The sequence below is a fragment of the Psychrobacter frigidicola genome, from assembly GCF_007997305.1.
Classification (GTDB): Bacteria; Pseudomonadota; Gammaproteobacteria; order Pseudomonadales; family Moraxellaceae; genus Psychrobacter; species Psychrobacter frigidicola.
In genome coordinates this window covers 541,218-559,105 of the sequence record NZ_VORZ01000002.1, presented here as the reverse complement: position 1 = coordinate 559,105, position 17,888 = coordinate 541,218, and the positions used below count along the sequence as shown (strand labels likewise).

The following is a 17,888-nucleotide window of genomic DNA, read 5'->3' as shown; positions in this document are numbered from 1 at the left end:
CAGGATAATTCTATGATTCAGGCGCTACCTTACAATCCTGTACTGGTTTTTGATATAGAGACCGTTGCTGACATTGATGCGGCCCGCCGTATTTATCCAGAGCTGGTAGATTTGAATGAGGCTGACGCCCTGACTGCGCTACAAGCAATACGTATTCAAGAAACCGGGCGCGACTTTATGCGCATACCGTTACAACGTATTGTCTGTATTTCAGCATTTTATGTGCAAGGTGACAAGACTACCCTGTTCTCACTAAGCGCCGAGCATTTATCCGAACAAGAGATTTTGCGCAAATTTTTTAAAGCCTTTAACGATTTTCCAGACTTGCCGCAACTGGTCAGCTGGAATGGCTCCGGCTTTGATATTCCGGTGCTGATTTATCGCGCCATGCTTTATGATTTAAGCGTGCCGCTACTGTTTGAAGATGGCGATAATATTCAATCTATGCGCTTTAATAACTATGTCAATCGTTATCAAGATCGCCATTTGGATTTAATGGATCGTTTTAGTCAATTTGGTGCCAGCCAGCGCCAATCGATGAATGTGGTGGCCAGCCTCTACGGACTGCCGGGTAAAACTAATATTGATGGCAGTATGGTCGGCGACTTGGTTGCTGCTGATAAATGGCAAACGCTAACGGTTTATTGTGAAAGCGATGTGCTCAATACGTGGCTCATTTACTTACGCTGGTTACGCTTGACCGGCAAATTATCCTCGGAAGGCTTTAACGCTTGGCAGCAGCAAACCCGTGACTATTTGGCAGCGTTTGAATCTTCAGATGACGGTGTTCGTCATCAAGAGTTTATCGCCGATTGGGCAGCAGCAGCTTTATAAATCAATACTGTATTTATTATTCAGCTCTTTTTATTATTTATCACTTATTGTTAAGGCAGGTTTATGCAACCCACCGACTCAAAAACTTCTGTAGCCCCTGATACTATGACAAAAAACCATGAACAACCCACTGTTACGCCTAATGCTCATGCGCAAGATAGAAAGACCATTACTACCCCGCCCAACAAGAAAAAGAACAAACCCTCACCAAGGGTGCGCCGCCGTTTAAAAGATGCCGAGCCTCTACCATTTACCATTGATGGGGTATCCCATGATGGGCGCGGCGTTGCAGTCTACGGCAATGGCTGGGGCATCGATGCCGGTCATGCTGAAGAAAAACATGGCAAAAAAATATTCGTCAGCTTTGCATTACCGGGTGAAAGTGTCCTAGTTAAGCTTACCAATAGCCGCGCAAGCTTTGAAGAAGGCGATGCAATCAGCGTTACAGCCAATCCAAATCCTGAACGTGCGGTAGCGCCCTGCCCACACTTTGGGGTTTGTGGCGGCTGTAACTTGCAGCATTGGCAGCCGGATAGCCAGATTAATTTTAAGCAGTCGGTACTTGCCGAGATGTTACAACACCAAGCGGACGTACAGCCAGAGACGTGGCTGGCGCCAGTAGTTGGTGACCGTTTAGGCTATCGTACTAAAGCCCGTCTTGGAGTGCGTTATGTGGCCAAAAAAGAGACCGCCTTGGTCGGCTTTCGCGAGCGTTCAAGTAACTTTTTGGCCGAGTTAAATGAGTGTCATATTTTAGATCCACGTATTGGCTTTGAGATTGAAAACTTAAAAGCCCTTATTAGCTCACTTGAGAGTCGCAACAAAATCGCTCAGCTTGAATTGGCTATGGGTGAATATCTACCGGAGTTGCCTGATGGCAATCAACCAGTCGCCCTTATCGTGCGTAATCTAGAACCATTATCAGATGCTGATATTGATAAGCTCAAAGTCTTTTTTGCTGCCCGCAATTGGCAGCTATATTTACAATCAAAAGGCGCTGATAGTATCGAGCGTATCGTCCTAACTGCCGATGATGATATGAGTGAGCAGTTCGGCCGCTTGTATTATCAGCTACCAGAATACGACTTAACGTACGAGTTTATTCCAACTGATTTTACCCAAGTTAATCTGTCTGTTAATCGACAAATGACCAAACTAGCGTGCGACTTATTAGATTTAAAAGCGGGCGAACGTGTGCTTGATTTATTCAGTGGCCTAGGCAACTTCACTTTACCGCTTGCCCGTTTGGTTGGTGAAACCGGTTCGGTCGTTGGTGTTGAAGGTAGTGACGCTATGACCGCCCGCGCAACCGACAACGCTCGTCGCAATGGTATTCATAATACCGAGTTTTATACTCAAGACTTAACCCAAGACTGTACGGATAAACCGTGGGCAAACCAAGGTTTTGATGCGCTTCTCATTGATCCACCGCGTTCTGGCGCGTGGGAAATTATGCAATACCTGCCTAAATTCAATGCTGAGCGTATCGTTTATGTTTCATGCAATCCTGCAACTCTTGCGCGAGATACTAAAGCCTTGTTAGAGCAAGGCTACCGCCTCACGCATGCAGGCGTGATGGACATGTTCTGTCATACTGGGCATGTAGAGTCTATTGCACGTTTTGAGAAAATCCCAGTATATTAATCATAGAACCATCATTGCTATACATTCATGGTGGCGCTCATAATTGCATTTTAATCACTTTCTAAAAGCAGTGACTTTATAAAACTGCTGGTTGTTAGCAACTTATAAAGTCACTACCTCCTTACTTTATGTCGATTAAAGTTTATTAATATTTAATGACTGTGTTACTCTTATAAGCGCGATTATTACAGACCCTCGCTTGAGTCGTCGTGCGAAAGTGACATAATGAGTTGATTAGTAACGGTTGATTTACACTACAGGCGTAACGATAAACAGCAGATTAGACAATAACGAAACGTCAACCCGTTCCAAAGCAGATATGAGGATTCGGCTATGGTAAAGATACGTGAAGGTCTGCCGCTAATAGATGGGCAAACCACACAAACCGATAGTGCGACATCAGCTGCGAAGCTGGTAGCAACCCAGCGCTCTCGGCAGTCTGCTAATAGTTATGCCCAGATTCCACTAGACATCAGACAACAGCTGAATACCCATAAGCTGCACACTACTTTTGATCGCTCAGCCCATCATGTATATCATAGCCATGACCCAAATCTTAGAGCGGCTTATTTAAGTAACAATTATTTAGACAATGCCATGTTAGAAGAGGCGCAAATGATTTCTTTAGATATCGAAACGCTTGATTTGGACCATACCAATATTGATGTACCAGTTTGGCTGGATAATGTCGCTAAGCGCATTGGCCAAGAGTCGGTACCCAATCTAGCCATGGCGTGCGAGTTTATTCGCAGCCGAATGAATACGAATGAGTCTGAACGTTCTGGTGCTTATGTCACTGGTATCGGTATGACCGATATTTTGACTTACCTGTATCAAGACGAGGATGCCTTAGTCGCAGCGATGCTATATCGCAGTGCCCGTAAATCTTTAATCGGTATTGCAGAAATCGAAAAAAACTTTGGTAAAGACATCAGTACCCTTGTCAAAGACACTCTAGCGATGGGCAAGCTGTCAGATATTATCGAGAGCAATAAGCGCTTAGAAGATCACTTTGTGAATAATCAGCGCGAGCAGCTCTCGAATATCTATAGCATGCTCATCTCAGTTACTAATGACGTGCGCGTGGTGCTTATTAAACTGTCCGAACGTACTTTCGCCATGCGCGAGCTATCGTTTTCTGACAGTGATCGCCAGTATCGCGTAGCCCGCGAAGTCATGACCATTTATGCCCCCCTTGCCCACCGATTGGGTATCGCACAGCTAAAGTGGGAGCTTGAAGACCTTGCCTTTCGCTATCTCGCCCCTGAACGTTATAAAGAGATTGCTAAGTTACTCGCTGAAAAACGTAGTGAGCGCGAATCCTATATTCAACGGGTAGAGAATCAGCTTAATGATGCCTTGGCAGAAGCAGGTATTGCCGGTGAAGTATCCGGTCGTGTCAAACACATCTACTCCATTTATCGTAAAATGAAGCTCAAAAGCTTATCGTTTGACCAACTGTATGATATTCGTGCCCTGCGCGTATTGGTTGAAAACCCCTCAGATTGCTATCACGTGTTAGGCTTAGTACACGGGTTATGGCGCTATATTCCTGAACAATTTGATGACTATATTACCAATCCCAAATCCAATGGCTATCGCTCCTTGCATACTGCGGTCATTGCCGAAAACAAGTCTTTAGAAGTTCAAATTCGCACCAATAGCATGCACTTTGAAGCAGAGCTTGGCATGTGTGCTCATGTGAATTATAAAGAGGGGCTTAAGAATAAAAAAGACACTTATCTAAATCAGCGCATCAGCTCATTGCGGCAGCTGTTATCCATCAATAACGAGAACCGCAATCAAGCCCGAACCGCGCGTGCCGATGGTGAGGAAGTTGATGATGGTGATTTAATCGATGATTATGAGCAAACCGCCGGTTTTGACGAGCTTGAACGTATCTATATCTTTAGTCGTGACGGTGATATTACTGAGCTGCCAAAAGGCGCGACTGTGCTTGATTTTGCTTACTACGTGCACACGCAAGTAGGCAATCGCGCGCAAGCCGCACGCGTCAATCAACGCTATGTACCGTTGACGTATCAACTCAAAACCGGTGAGCAAGTTGAGATCATCACTAAGTCCTCACGCGAACCTAACCGTGATTGGCTCGTCGCCTCATTAGGATATATCCATACCAACCGTGCGCGCTCAAAACTGCGCCAATGGTTTAATAAACAAGACCGTGATAAGAATATAGAAATTGGCCGGCACATGCTCAGTAAAGAGCTTGAGCGTTTATCTTTGCATCCTAATAGCATTGATTTAAATGATTACCTTCCTCTTTTCAATGTCAAAAATACCGACGATATTCGGGTTGGGTTGGTCACTGGCGAAATTGGTATCAACCAATTAACCGCACATATTTCCCGACAGCTACAGTTAGAGCCCGAAAAAGAAGAAGAAGAATACACACCAAGCGTTGATCCAAAATCTACTGGCAAAATCGATGCTTATAAAATCTGTATCGACGGTCTAGATAATATCGAAATTAGTCTAGCAGGATGCTGCCACCCTGTTCATGGCGAGCCAATCTCCGGTTACATTACCTTGTCACGCGGTGTCAGTATCCATAATCGTGGCTGCGCTGAATATGTCCGCTTGGTTGAGCGTGACCCTGAGCGCGAAATTAGTGCTTCTTGGAAGTCAAAGTCCGGTCGTTCGCAACCTGTTGATATTAATATCGAAGCCTATGATCGGCGGGGACTGCTACGCGACTTAACCCAAATTATTGATAAAGAAAATGTAAATATTCGCCAAGTTGAAACCTTAAGTACTGACGATAATATTGCTACTTTAAGGTTTCACATCGAAGTCTCAGGGCTTGCGCAATTATCTAAATTATTAGCTAAGCTTGAGCAACAGCCAGGCATTTTACATGCGCGCCGTGCTGTTGCTTAGGTCATGGTTTTGCTTAAGTCACATTGGTACTTAATCAGTGGCTACTTAATAATCAGTTAAAATCATCTTTCATATTGATAAGGTCATCATAAAAAACCACTATGCCTGAGTTACCCGAAGTCGAAACCACAAAAACCAGTCTAGCGCCATTATTAGGCCAGCAGGTTAATACTGTGCAAGTATTTCAGCCAAAATTACGTTGGCCGATGCCTGATAACTTGGAAATCTTAGAAGGCTATACCCTTGATTCAGTGGAACGTCGTGCAAAATATTTGATCATAACCTTTATGCCAATAGTAAGCGGACAACCTGCGCGTCAACTCATCATGCATTTGGGCATGTCAGGTAGTTTGCAGCAACACCCTTTTGGTACAGACAAGCGTAAACACGATCACTTAATTATACTATTTCGTGATGCTGATAGTGCTGATGGCATGACTACGCAGCTGCACTATCATGATCCCAGACGTTTTGGGGCAGTGTTATGGCATGAAGATTACGGTAGCAAACTGCTAGACCATTTAGGCCCTGAGCCATTATCTTTAGACTTCACTGCTGATTATTTATATCATTTTATCCAGCGTACTCATTCACCGAATAAGCGTCCTATCGTGCGCGCTATCAAATCGGTAATCATGGAACAGCAAGTGGTCGTTGGAGTGGGCAATATATACGCAACCGAAAGCTTATTTCTAGCTGGTATTCATCCCGCTACTCCAGCGCATCAGCTATCATATGAGCAAATTGTACTATTGGTTGAGCATATTAAAGTTATTCTACAAAAAGCAATTGCGCTTGGCGGCTCAACCTTACGCGATTTTACGGTTGCCAGTGGTCAGACCGGCTACTTCCAGCAAACTTTAAATGTGTATGGCAAACAAGGTGAAAACTGCCCCAATTGTGACGCCCCACTTGATAACATTAAGCTCAACGGTCGAGCCAGTGTCTACTGTGCTTATTGCCAGCCATTAATATCAAACTTATAAAGTAATTTTTCTATACCTATTGCTTTAATAATTTAAAAAAAACCATGCAAATTACGCTAGTAATGGTGTTGCTTATCAACGCGCAACTTGCTTTAATAGTCGCTATTGTTGTTACTTTGTTATCGTACGATTGAAGCGTAATTATCTTTAATCTTTATGATTTTTAGGACGTTCTTAGGATACTGTTATGACTGTTAATGCCAACCCAAAGCGTACCTTTACGCATAAGATTTCCACTACTGTTGTAAGCATAAGCTTTGTTGTGGCATTGATGCAACCAGCCTCAGCAGCAATAGAAATTAACGAAACAGACTTTGGCCCTTCTTATAACACCATGGTAGTAGATACGGTCGTTGGTAAGCCATTGCAATTGGTTAACGCGGTTGCAGGTACGATCGCCTATGTTGTTAGCCTACCCTTTTCACTCATTGGTGGCAATGCGGAGCAAGCGCAGCAAAAGCTCTTCGTTGAGCCTTGGGATGCTATGGCACGGTGCTTAGGTTGCACGGTTGCTGAGGACAATTACTATAAGTCGCAGGTGGTTAATGATAACGTAGTACGCATCGTCGTCGATCGCCCATCAGAGATTTTAATTAACACCAATGACCGTGTTATTGTTAATCCACGATAGACTATCATTTAACTCATATTAAAGAGAGAAATAAAAAAAGGCTAACGTATTAAGTTAGCCTTTTTTTATTTTATATTAGTTCGTTAAATCATATCTGATTATTTAACACTATTATTATTACTAAGTTTTGCACTAATTTCACGAAGTAACACAATCTCTTCCGCTATTGCATCGGGTACAACTGGTTGCTGTCGGCGTAAGCGATTAACAAACTTCACCATCATAAAAATAATAAACGCTAGAATGATGAAGTTAATAAGGACAGTAAAAAAGCTGCCATAGGCTAAAACTGGTATACCGGCGGCTTTTAACGCATCATAGTTTCTCGCCACACCTTCAGGAATATCCCCTAACACAATAAACATATTTTTAAAATTTAGTTCACCGCCTGCTATCAATGTTACGATCGGCATTATAATATCTTCAACTAACGATGTAGTGATCGTACCGAAAGCGCCACCGATAATGACACCGACTGCCAAATCCATCACGTTACCCTTTACAGCAAATTCTTTAAACTCGGACAGAATGCTCATTAAGCACCTCCTTAACACTTAGTTTTGTAGTGAGGTTTATTAAAAAACCTATCGATTTATGACTCACTATTGACTTATAACAGACATAAAAAAATAGTAGCATAAAGTGCGCTATATTTCGCTCACTTCGTGCTACTACCCTTATATATTGACCCAGAAGCAATACCGGTTTGCTAAATTTGAGTCAGTCCTTTAATGTAATTTTAGTATGTCCTATCAAATCAACGTATTAACTAAGATTAAGCGCCTTTCTTACGACCATGGCGCTTACGCTCACTTTCAGTCAAGTAACGCTTACGTAGACGAATAGCTTTTGGTGTCACTTCAACCAGCTCATCATCTTGAATAAATTCAAGCGCTTGCTCAAGGGTAAACTTGATGGCTGGCGTTAGCGTTAACGCTTCATCAGTACCACTAGCACGGACGTTGGTTAACTGCTTAGCAGTTGTTGGGTTAACAGCCATATCATCGTTACGTGAGTTCAGACCAACAATCATGCCCTCATATACTTCAAGCTGCGGCTCAGCAAACATTTTGCCGCGCTTTTGTAGATTGAATAGTGCGAAACCTAAGCAAACCCCTTTGGCCATAGAGACCAATACGCCATTCGCACGACCACCAACATCACCAATCTTCTGTGGTCCATAATGCGAGAAGCTTGACGTTAAGATACCCGTTCCTGAAGTCAATGTTAGAAACTCAGAGCGGAAGCCAATAAGACCACGAGCGGGTACTGTCGCTTCAATACGCATACGACCTTTACCATCAAGAATCATGTTGGTCATTTCACCTTTACGTAAACCGACCTGCTCCATGATTGGACCTTGATGCTGCTCTTCGATGTCGAAAACTACATTCTCATACGGTTCTTGTAGCTTGCCATCCACTTCTTTAACGATAACTTCTGGACCTGATACGCCAAGCTCATAGCCTTCGCGGCGCATGTTTTCGATTAGCACAGATAGATGTAGCTCACCACGACCTGATACTTTAAATTTATCAGGAGATTCGGTGTCTTCTACACGCAATGCCACGTTATGAATCAGTTCACGCTCTAAACGTTCACGAATATTACGTGAGGTCACAAACTTACCTTCACGCCCAGCAAATGGTGAGTTATTTACTTGAAAGTTCATTGATACTGTTGGCTCATCAACGGTCAACGCTGGCAAAGCTTCTACATGATTGGGATCACATATCGTGTCTGAGATGTTGAGCGCATCAATACCAGTAATACAGATAATATCACCTGCTTGAGCATCGTCTACTTCAATACGATCAAGACCATGATAACCCATGATTTTTAAGATGCGGCCGTTACGTGTTTCACCGTCTTTATCAATCACAGTTACTTGCGTATTAGTTTTAACTCTACCGCGCTGAATACGGCCAATACCAATAACACCTACAAAACTGTTGTAATCAATACTTGATATTTGCATGCGGAATGGCGCATCTGCATCAACTTGTGGCGGCTGTACAACATCAACAATAGTCTTAAACAATGGGGTCATGTCATCAGCTAAATTATCAGCTTCTAAACCTGCGATACCGTTTAATGCTGAGGCATAAACAACTGGAAAATCTAGCTGCTCATCGGTAGCACCAAGGTTATCAAAAAGATCAAAGATTTGATCCATTACCCAATCAGGGCGTGAACCAGGACGGTCAATTTTATTGATAACAACAATTGGTTTTAAGCCTTGCTCAAATGCTTTTTGGGTCACAAAGCGTGTTTGTGGCATTGGGCCATCAACACCGTCTACAACTAAGAGTACGCAGTCAACCATTGACATGACACGCTCAACTTCACCGCCAAAATCGGCGTGACCTGGGGTGTCTACAATGTTAATACGATATTCTGTGTCGGTAGTTTCATCCGTCCAACGAATGGCTGTGTTTTTAGCCAAAATAGTAATACCACGTTCTTGCTCAATATCACCCGAATCCATTGCGCGTTCTGCAATGTTTGCACGGTCACCAAAAGTGCCAGATTGATGTAACAGCTTATCAACCAAAGTCGTTTTGCCGTGGTCAACGTGGGCAATAATTGCAATATTACGCAAGTGTTTAATGTCGTTCGCCATATGGAATGCTCGTTTTGTCTTAATAAAATGTAGTAGCAGTAGGCGCCGCTGGATAAGCTTTCATTATCAATCAGTCAGATACTCTACTTTGCTCTCAAACGTCTGCACGATGGGTGCAATGGAATAAGTCAACGCAGTAGAAACAACAATCTATACCGATACATCCATCGTACCGTTAGCTATGCTAGTTTACACCTTGTCAATTTACAAAGTGTATGGGCGGCTAGTATAGCATTATTGCAACCTAAATTTATGCAATAACTTATCTATCTAGCCACATAAATAAAAAAAGCCACCCAAAGGCAGCTTTTTTTGTAACTTTTCAGAACTACTATTTGATAATCAGTTGTTACTTACTCAACAATCATATCTTTAGTTTGTTCAACAGTCATGGTTTTGTCACCAGTGATGATGGCATAAACACGACGGTTCATAGCACGACCTTCTTCAGTGTTGTTGTCAGCAATTGGGTTGTCATAACCGTAACCAACTGTTGACAGACGGTTTGGTGCAATACCGAATTCATTAGTCAACATAGATTTTACAGCAACGGCACGGGCTTCAGACAGACGTTGGTTATAACGTGCTGATGGACCAGTTTTAGAAGCATGACCTTCAACGCGAGCGATAGAGTTAGGATACTCACGCATCTTCTCTGCTACTTTAGCAATTTCAGGTTTGTATTGGTTTTTGATAGCTGATTTGTCGTTATCAAAGAAAACACGTAGCTCCATTTTTAGCTCATCAGTAATATCTACTTCTAATGGGCAACCGCGCTCGTCAACAACCACGTTCATTGGAGTGCCTGGGCACTGATCGATGCTATCAGGTACGCCGTCGCCGTCAGAATCAACATCAACTTGGTCAACAACAACAATTGGAGCGCCAACTACTGGTGCTAGAGGCTCTCTGATTGGCGGAACTGCAACTGTTGGTGATAGATGACCACCTAGTACAACTTCTAAACCGGCTAAGGCCATGCCTTCCCACCAGTTGTTATCGAAGTTATGAATTGCACGTGCTTCACCACGTAGGCTTAGTGCATCGTTGATACGATACATAGCACCTAGACCTAAGTTACCAATAGTATCTTTAGAGCTTGTTACTTCACTACCAGCCCTAGTTGTAACAGTTTTTGCATCAGTACCAGTACCAATCACAGTGTTATAGGTATCTTGGCTTTCTACTTTAATTTTAGATTGACCAGCACCGACTAGAACGTATGGCTTAAGCTTACTATCTGTATAACCAGTAAACTCTTCAGTGCCGATTAAGAAGTTACCAGAGAGCATTTGTTGTTCTGCGTCAAAAGAATCATTTCCATCTTGACGCATGCCATCAGTGTTTGATACGCCATACTCTACTTGGAACTGAGTTGATGGGGTAAGTTCGATACCAAGTGCAGCACCAGTGTACAAACCATCATCTTTAGAGTAACCAACACCGCTACCATTATAGTCGGTCATGATATCTTGCTGCTTGTTTTCAGCACCTTCGCTGTAATGATAACCCAATAATAATGGGCTAATAGTAACGCCAGCGTTTGCTGCTAGTGGTGCAGCAGTGATAGCAAATAAAGCTAGAGCAATTTTATTCAATTTCATGGACTTCCTCCAAAGGATAATATGAGTGATGCGTTAAGCAAGACCGCTTCCTAGATAACCTAAAAATATACATCTTTTTCTGACGTATTATTAATACAGCAAAACCTATTAGGAAGTAGCTTAGCGACTATCAATTCAGTTTACAACTTCTTTCGTCAATCGGCTACACATTATTACACGATAATGTGATAACTAAAACACAATAATCAGTATGGGTTACCGAAAACTAACATATATTACGTTTGTTGCCTTTTAAAGGCGTTTGATATTAGATTATACAACCAATTATCGGTTTTAACTATTCTTAGTTTAATACAAATAGGAGATTTCCTCTATTAGTAAAACTAATCATTGAGTAATTGTAACATTTTATGACAATGCATTAGTAATTAATTTACTATAAAAAAGTAAATATTGTTTCTTAATTGTTATATTATATACAGAACAATTGTTGTCCAATACTGTTTTAGATAGATAATAAAAGAACGATAACTACAATCATAAGTTAGATGCCATCAGTTATAAGTAACTCTTGTTAGTAAACATATAATCTTGGTCCTCAGACTACCTATAACTCTCATGTAAGCCACACATGCATTGACCAGTCCGACCATAATTAAAAAATCACAATAAAAACATACATTTTTAAAAAGGTCTCCATTCTTATCACTATGAAAGTAAAGTTATCTAATAACCGCGGCTTTACGTTAATAGAGTTAATCGTAACAATAACGGTTATGTCCATAATTATAGCTATCGCTATGCCGTATATTTTCACGCTATTAGCAAATATGGAAGCCAAACGTATCAGGTACAGTATGACCAATACATTAGCACTAGCCAAAGCTGAAAGTTTCATTCAGCGCCAGAATGTATTGGTCTGCTTATCTGATGCCAATGGACGTTGTAACAAGGACAGTAATAAGACTTTATTATTATTTATGGATAAGAATGACAATCAGCACTTCGATGCGAGCATCGATGAGCTATTAGAAGAGCAACAGTTAAATCCTAAATACGGTACTCTGCATCTGCGTGCAGGCCAGCGTCATTATGTTAGATTCGCTGGCGATAGTGGCAGGCCGCGTGGATTTTTTGGACATATTAAATATTGTCCAAACTCTATATACAGTAAAGCTATGTACCAGATATCGTTCAATCAGTCGGGTATTGTTAAATACAAACCCAACAGTGAGCATCCTACTGACTGCCCATCTTGATATCTTATTGATACATGGCTGCTTTCATCATGGTGACTGCTTGCTCAAGACCAACAAATACCGCATCTGCAATTAGTGCATGACCAATATTAAGCTCGTAGATACCAGCAATTTGAGCAATGTCATTGACATTATCACGGGTTAAACCATGACCCGCATTAATCAAAAGATTGGCATCCGCTTGTTGCGCAGTTATGACAGCATGTTTGATACGCTGCAGCTCGGCAGTTTGTCCATCAGTATTACCTGCTAAACCCATTTCTGCATAAGCGCCCGTATGCAATTCAATCGCATCAGCTCGGCAGGTAACCGCAGCTTTGATTTGGGTTTCATCAGGATCAATAAATAAAGACACTTTAATGCCTGCGTCATGCAAATCACTGATGTACTCAGTCAGCCATTTCTCCTGCCCAGCAACATCAAGTCCACCTTCAGTCGTTAGCTCAGCACGCTTTTCAGGAACCAAACACACCCAGAATGGCTTCACTTTGCACGCAATCGCTAACATCTCAGTCGTCGCACCCATCTCTAAATTTAAACGAGTGGTTAGCTGTTCAGCTATCTCATACACATCAGAATCTTGAATGTGACGACGGTCTTCACGTAGGTGAATAGTTATACCATCTGCCCCAGCTTGCTCACATAACAATGCTGCTGCTAAAGGACTGGGATAATCAACGCCGCGCGCTTGACGTAGGGTTGCTACGTGGTCGACGTTGACACCTAATAAAGGTTTTTTGGAAGAAGATGCGGTAGTCATAAAAAATCCTTTTAATAATGATGCTTGTTTAGTATGCCAGTTATCGACATACAATTTGAAGCTTTTAGATTTAAACTATAGAAACTCTTGAACTCAAGCAAGCTCAAAATGAGCTAGATAATATGTATTAAATAGCGGCAGCCAAATAAAAATTTTATGATTGATAACGCTGTTGCTGTTGCCAGAGTAGGCGACTTTGTAGCGGTTGATAGTCGAGCAAATGATCGATTAAGTGTCGATATAAACGTGACCAAGCGTTGAGCGTTGCTTCAGTGATACCCAGCTCCGCCATTGCTACTATCTCACTGCCACTAATTACCGCTTGAGCCTGAGCATTAACTATACCATCAGCTGGTATAATTGGCACTAGGCCGACATCAGGTAAAAATCGATACGTACTGTCAGCATCAATATCGTTTAGACTACTATCTTGAACTAAAGAGATGGCAAAGCCTAACTGCTCAAATAGATGCTGCTCAAACTGACGTAAACATAGTCGTAACTCTAGCGCAGTTAAGGTCTGTTTAAGCTGAAGCAAGCTGTCTTGATAATGCTGCCAAAGTACTGGCATTGGATCTTCGGTAGGCAGTAGTTTCCACAATATCTCATTAAGATAGAGCGCAGCATATTGCTGCTGACCAATAATCTGCTCGTAGCGTAACGGCTCCGAGCTCAAAGAATCACGATCTAATGGTGCTATATTGATTTGGCTAAAGGTTTTTAAGTCGCGTTTGCCAGTTGCAAACAGCTGCAATGGCTCAAATAGGGGTGCGCCTTTTTTACCGATGCCATGAATGACACCGTGCTGCTCAGAAAATAGATAGTACAGCGCACGTTTTTCTTGATAAGAGCGCTGATGTAATAAGTAACCAGTTAACGCTTCATTACGCATGACTTATGTCCTCAGCACTTATACAGCAGCACGCACTTTTTAATAGCCCAAACTAGTCAAGGCACGTTCATCATCAGACCAACCACGCTTGACCTTTACCCACAGTGTAAGCATAATTTTTTTGTCGAACAGCAGCTCCATATCTTTACGCGCATCCACGCCAACTTGCTTAATACGCTGACCTTTATCACCAATAACAATCGCTTTTTGTCCGCTACGCTCAACATAGATTGTTGCATCAATAAAAGTACAAGCTTTACGGGGACGACCCGTTTTAGGGTCCGTGTGTGCAGCCTCATCTTTGAAGCCGTCAATCTGCACCGTCAAATCGTAAGGCACTTCATCGCCGGCACTACGCATGATTTTTTCGCGGATAATTTCACTGGCTAGAAAGCGCTCGGAGCGATCGGTGATTTGTTCGGTATCATAAATAGGTGCAGCAATAGGCAAATGTGAGGCGATTACTTCCTGCAATCGATCAAGATTTTGATTTTTTAACGCTGAAACCGGTACGATATCAGCAAAATCAAAGCTATCACTAAAAGTTTCGATTAGTGGCAATAGCGTACCTTTATCTTTTAGGGTATCCGCTTTATTAATGACTAGAACTACAGTCAGATTAGTATCCCCTAGCTTTTGCAGCACCAGTAAATCATCATCGCGCCACTGATCTGAATCGACTACAAATAGAACTAAATCAACATCGACTAGTGCAGACACTGCGGCTTTATTCATGCGCTCATTAATAGCACGAACTTCATTACGATGAATACCGGGCGTATCAACAAACACTGCCTGCATCTCATCGTTAGATAAAATACCATGAATACGATGGCGCGTGGTTTGTGGCTTGCGCGAAGTAATTGACAACTTCTGACCCAGCAAATGGTTCATTAAGGTAGACTTGCCGACATTTGGACGCCCAACAATCGCGACATGACCGGTTTTAAACCCATCCGCCATACTAACGCCAGCACTCGGTGCAAAAAAGTCTTCAATAGCACTGTCATTTTCAGCAGTACTTTTGTCGGTGCTACTGGTATCATTGAGCTCAGCACTGTTATTATTTTGCACAGCTTTTAGAGTATCATCGATGTGTCTAACAGGGCTCTTAATAAGATTTTCGTTTGTATTTTCAGTCATATTGTTAGTGGTAACGTCTTGGTTAGATGGCAAGTCAGTACGATTGCTCATAAGGTAATCCTATGGATTTTTAAAAATTCTAGCTGTCTTTTAAAGAGAACATCTAGATATTTATTTATTGAAAAAACTGTCTGTTTTAGCATGATAACTATGATTTTTTTAAAAAGCTATGAGCGTTTTTTAAGGGCATTTGGCAACTTGTGCAACTGATTAATCATCAGCTCAGCTGCTTTTTGCTCAGCAATACGGCGGCTTTCACCCGATTCAGTAATATTAGGGCAATTCATAATATTAACCTCACAGCGCACTACGAAAATCTGATGAGGCGCATTTCCACGCGTCTCCACCAGCTCGTAATGCGGCAAATCAAATTGCTTAGATTGTAGCCATTCTTGCAGACGACTTTTGGAATCTTTAAGAGCTTTTTGCTCACTTATATTGTCAATTGAATCACCATACCATGCCAACACACAGTCGCGAGTCACATCCATATCTTTACAATCTAAATAGATAGCACCCAGCAAGGATTCAACCGCATCCGCCAGTATAGAAGCGCGATTGCGTCCACCACCTTTACGCTCACCAATGCCTAAAATCAGATGATTCGACAGCTCTAAATTTTGGGCGATTATCACCAAAGACTCTTGACGCACAAGTGTTGCACGCATACGCGTTAAACGCCCTTCATCTTGAGTAGGATAACGGTTGTATAACGCCTCACCGACAATCATGCCAAGCAAAGCATCGCCTAAAAACTCTAAGCGCTCATAATTTTTTTTACTATCAAAGGAGCGATGGGTTAGCGCCAGTTTCGGCAAACTCAAATCATTAAACTCATAGCCCAACTTACGCGTCAATATAGCCAATCGTTGAATAAAGTCAGCGGATATCAATACAGTATCGCTAGGTGTGCTGTGTTTCTTGACTTCAGGTATCGCCTGGGTTCTTTGTAAATTTGATTTCATGCGCAGCTTTTGGCTATCCTGTGAATGTGACTAACTAATAAGTGAAATAAAAAGATAATGGGACTCAAGTATATAAATTTTCAATGGAAAATATTTATAAAAAAATCGTATTCGCTCAAAAATATTACCACCTTTCAATAGAGGTTGACTACTTTAGCTATTTATTTTGCTGTAGTCGCTTTTATATCTCCTTCAAAACGACTGACAATATCGACATTACTAAAAAAATTACTGGTTTTCTCGTATTTCTTATAGATAGCCAGCTGCCCTGTTTTGTTATTGGTAAATGTAAAGACGTCTTCGGCGCTGGTGTCATAATTGGCATTGATTGACATCTGCTTGTTAACTCGCTCAACGAATTGCTTTGCTGTCTCATTGCTGCTATTGGCTTCTTGAAGCTGATTACCTAATGCTTTAGTCAATTGGTAGTCGCCAATTTGTGCTGGCACAATTGCGATTAGTAGCTTACCTGCAACGACGATAACAATTAGCAGTAAGACGATGCTGGTCACACTAGCACCGCGCTGCGAGGTCAGGCCTGTTAATTGATGAGCCATAACGTCTCCTAGTCATTCAATGTAATAATCGCTATTATAGGACAGTTATTAGTATTATGTTATAACTCAATTTTCATAAGATATGTTAGCGCTTTAACTCATCTTAACTACCACTTTACCACCGATATTAGCATGCTGTCTAAGCCATAGAGCACTAGACCATAGAATGCTTACTAATCAATAGAACCGTTACGTGCAAAGGACGGCAGCTTGAGACCTGGCGGCTTATGCATCCAAATATAGACGGCTTTACCGGCTAAATTATCATCAGGTACAAAGCCCCAAAACCTGCCATCAGCGCTGCGATCCCGGTTATCACCCATCACAAAATACTGACCTTCAGGAACCGTAATACGCCACTGTGTCCCTGCTGAGCTGACTACTTCTGGCGACTCTTGCTGCAAAAACGGCGCATATTGCGAGCTGTTCATACCGTTCAAATAACGAACGAGATGGTCATGTTTGCCTTGATTTTCTTGAAAATACTGCGAATGGTCTTCTTCCTCTTGTCCCATTTGTATGGCTTCTTGCTCAGTAAACACTTGGCCTGGTGCCACTGGTCCTGCCCCGTACAATTGAGACGTCAGCTCAGCATTGGCATCAAAATTTATAGCTTTAGTCTCTACTGGCACGTTATTAATCGCTATCTGACCTTGGTCGTAGCTGACAGTATCACCAGGCAAGCCAATCACACGTTTAATATAATAAATGCTAGGATTCTCAGGATAGCGGAACACCATCACATCGCCGTGCTCAGGCTTACCAGTGTCTAAAACTTTATTATAAGTCAGTGGCAAGCGCACACCATACGCGTACTTATTAACGGCAATAAAGTCGCCTGTATATAAAGTCGGTACCATAGAGGATGACGGAATATTAAAGGGCTCAATTAAAAATGAGCGCACAATAAGCACCACGGCTAACACTGGGAAAAAGTCGTACGCCCAGCGTATCAATAGGCTCTCTTTACCACGGCCACGCGTTTTGCGCTGTTTTAAGGAAAACTTATCTAAAAGCCAAATAATACCTAGGCCTAAAGTTAATGGTACCAATACTAAATTAAAATCGAAATCCATACTCAATGGCCTATTAGCGAACGGCTTATCTGACTGTCATCATTTATAAAAC

General features: G+C 42.0%; 15 protein-coding genes. 6 read left to right on the top strand and 9 right to left on the bottom strand.

The window, feature by feature from the left end; all coding sequences use genetic code 11:
* Nucleotides 1-12: 12 nt before the first annotated feature.
* The 5 genes from ES754_RS08945 (at nt 13) to ES754_RS08925 (ending at nt 6,996) form a co-directional block, all read left to right on the top strand.
* Nucleotides 13-834 carry a 3'-5' exonuclease gene (locus ES754_RS08945; protein ID WP_147223827.1) on the top strand — a complete coding sequence of 274 codons (822 nt, stop codon included), beginning with the start codon at nt 13-15 and terminating at the stop codon, nt 832-834.
* Nucleotides 835-897: 63 nt separating this feature from the next.
* Nucleotides 898-2,478, top strand: coding sequence for a 23S rRNA (uracil(1939)-C(5))-methyltransferase RlmD (gene rlmD, locus ES754_RS08940; RefSeq protein ID WP_147223826.1), 1,581 nt, complete (start codon nt 898-900; stop codon nt 2,476-2,478).
* 333 nt (nt 2,479-2,811) lie between these two features.
* On the top strand, nt 2,812-5,379 hold the full coding sequence (locus ES754_RS08935) for a RelA/SpoT family protein (RefSeq protein ID WP_147223825.1): 2,568 nt from the start codon (nt 2,812-2,814) through the stop codon (nt 5,377-5,379).
* A gap of 101 nt (nt 5,380-5,480) precedes the next feature.
* Nucleotides 5,481-6,365 (top strand): bifunctional DNA-formamidopyrimidine glycosylase/DNA-(apurinic or apyrimidinic site) lyase, encoded by an 885-nt coding sequence (gene mutM, locus ES754_RS08930; protein ID WP_147223824.1) that lies wholly within the window; start codon nt 5,481-5,483, stop codon nt 6,363-6,365.
* Nucleotides 6,366-6,552: 187 nt separating this feature from the next.
* Nucleotides 6,553-6,996 (top strand): hypothetical protein, encoded by a 444-nt coding sequence (locus tag ES754_RS08925; RefSeq protein ID WP_147223823.1) that lies wholly within the window; start codon nt 6,553-6,555, stop codon nt 6,994-6,996.
* 98 nt (nt 6,997-7,094) lie between these two features.
* Here ES754_RS08925 and mscL read toward each other — a convergent pair whose 3' ends face one another.
* The 3 genes from mscL to ES754_RS08910 form a co-directional block, all read right to left on the bottom strand.
* Entirely contained in the window at nt 7,095-7,532 is a 438-nt protein-coding gene (gene mscL / locus ES754_RS08920) for a large conductance mechanosensitive channel protein MscL (RefSeq protein ID WP_147223822.1), read from the bottom strand.
* A gap of 239 nt (nt 7,533-7,771) precedes the next feature.
* Nucleotides 7,772-9,619 (bottom strand): translational GTPase TypA, encoded by a 1,848-nt coding sequence (typA, locus tag ES754_RS08915; RefSeq protein ID WP_147223821.1) that lies wholly within the window; start codon nt 9,617-9,619, stop codon nt 7,772-7,774.
* Nucleotides 9,620-9,972: 353 nt separating this feature from the next.
* On the bottom strand, nt 9,973-11,223 hold the full coding sequence (locus ES754_RS08910) for an OmpA family protein (RefSeq protein WP_147223820.1): 1,251 nt from the start codon (nt 11,221-11,223) through the stop codon (nt 9,973-9,975).
* A 671-nt stretch (nt 11,224-11,894) separates the two neighbouring features.
* Between ES754_RS08910 and ES754_RS08905 the strand changes: the two genes are divergently transcribed.
* Nucleotides 11,895-12,443 carry a GspH/FimT family pseudopilin gene (locus ES754_RS08905; protein WP_147223819.1) on the top strand — a complete coding sequence of 183 codons (549 nt, stop codon included), beginning with the start codon at nt 11,895-11,897 and terminating at the stop codon, nt 12,441-12,443.
* Nucleotides 12,444-12,447: 4 nt separating this feature from the next.
* Here ES754_RS08905 and ES754_RS08900 read toward each other — a convergent pair whose 3' ends face one another.
* From ES754_RS08900 to lepB, 6 genes are all read right to left on the bottom strand, one after another.
* A complete protein-coding gene (locus tag ES754_RS08900) occupies nt 12,448-13,203 on the bottom strand; it encodes a pyridoxine 5'-phosphate synthase (RefSeq protein ID WP_147223818.1) in 756 nt (251 codons plus the stop codon).
* Between the two features lie 154 nt (nt 13,204-13,357).
* On the bottom strand, nt 13,358-14,095 hold the full coding sequence (gene recO, locus ES754_RS08895) for a DNA repair protein RecO (RefSeq protein WP_147223817.1): 738 nt from the start codon (nt 14,093-14,095) through the stop codon (nt 13,358-13,360).
* 39 nt (nt 14,096-14,134) lie between these two features.
* On the bottom strand, nt 14,135-15,289 hold the full coding sequence (gene era, locus ES754_RS08890; protein ID WP_147223816.1) for a GTPase Era: 1,155 nt from the start codon (nt 15,287-15,289) through the stop codon (nt 14,135-14,137).
* 116 nt (nt 15,290-15,405) lie between these two features.
* Entirely contained in the window at nt 15,406-16,203 is a 798-nt protein-coding gene (gene rnc, locus ES754_RS08885) for a ribonuclease III (RefSeq protein ID WP_147223815.1), read from the bottom strand.
* Nucleotides 16,204-16,364: 161 nt separating this feature from the next.
* The gene (locus ES754_RS08880) at nt 16,365-16,760 is read right to left on the bottom strand and encodes a DUF4845 domain-containing protein (RefSeq protein ID WP_147223814.1); all 396 of its coding nucleotides are present in this window, start codon (nt 16,758-16,760) and stop codon (nt 16,365-16,367) included.
* 173 nt (nt 16,761-16,933) lie between these two features.
* Nucleotides 16,934-17,836 (bottom strand): signal peptidase I, encoded by a 903-nt coding sequence (gene lepB / locus ES754_RS08875; RefSeq protein ID WP_147223813.1) that lies wholly within the window; start codon nt 17,834-17,836, stop codon nt 16,934-16,936.
* Between the last annotated feature and the right edge of the window lie 52 nt (nt 17,837-17,888).

Excerpts from the sequence above, each read along its gene's own strand:
- ES754_RS08935 (WP_147223825.1), top strand. The coding sequence starts at position 2,812 with ATGGTAAAGATACGTGAAGGTCTGCCGCTAATAGATGGGCAAACCACA.
- rlmD (WP_147223826.1), top strand. The coding sequence starts at position 898 with ATGCAACCCACCGACTCAAAAACTTCTGTAGCCCCTGATACTATGACA.
- era (WP_147223816.1), bottom strand. The coding sequence starts at position 15,289 with ATGAGCAATCGTACTGACTTGCCATCTAACCAAGACGTTACCACTAAC.
- ES754_RS08900 (WP_147223818.1), bottom strand. The coding sequence starts at position 13,203 with ATGACTACCGCATCTTCTTCCAAAAAACCTTTATTAGGTGTCAACGTC.
- ES754_RS08945 (WP_147223827.1), top strand. The coding sequence starts at position 13 with ATGATTCAGGCGCTACCTTACAATCCTGTACTGGTTTTTGATATAGAG.
- recO (WP_147223817.1), bottom strand. The coding sequence starts at position 14,095 with ATGCGTAATGAAGCGTTAACTGGTTACTTATTACATCAGCGCTCTTAT.
- mscL (WP_147223822.1), bottom strand. The coding sequence starts at position 7,532 with ATGAGCATTCTGTCCGAGTTTAAAGAATTTGCTGTAAAGGGTAACGTG.
- ES754_RS08910 (WP_147223820.1), bottom strand. The coding sequence starts at position 11,223 with ATGAAATTGAATAAAATTGCTCTAGCTTTATTTGCTATCACTGCTGCA.
- lepB (WP_147223813.1), bottom strand. The coding sequence starts at position 17,836 with ATGGATTTCGATTTTAATTTAGTATTGGTACCATTAACTTTAGGCCTA.
- typA (WP_147223821.1), bottom strand. The coding sequence starts at position 9,619 with ATGGCGAACGACATTAAACACTTGCGTAATATTGCAATTATTGCCCAC.
- ES754_RS08905 (WP_147223819.1), top strand. The coding sequence starts at position 11,895 with ATGAAAGTAAAGTTATCTAATAACCGCGGCTTTACGTTAATAGAGTTA.
- ES754_RS08880 (WP_147223814.1), bottom strand. The coding sequence starts at position 16,760 with ATGGCTCATCAATTAACAGGCCTGACCTCGCAGCGCGGTGCTAGTGTG.
- ES754_RS08925 (WP_147223823.1), top strand. The coding sequence starts at position 6,553 with ATGACTGTTAATGCCAACCCAAAGCGTACCTTTACGCATAAGATTTCC.
- mutM (WP_147223824.1), top strand. The coding sequence starts at position 5,481 with ATGCCTGAGTTACCCGAAGTCGAAACCACAAAAACCAGTCTAGCGCCA.
- rnc (WP_147223815.1), bottom strand. The coding sequence starts at position 16,203 with ATGAAATCAAATTTACAAAGAACCCAGGCGATACCTGAAGTCAAGAAA.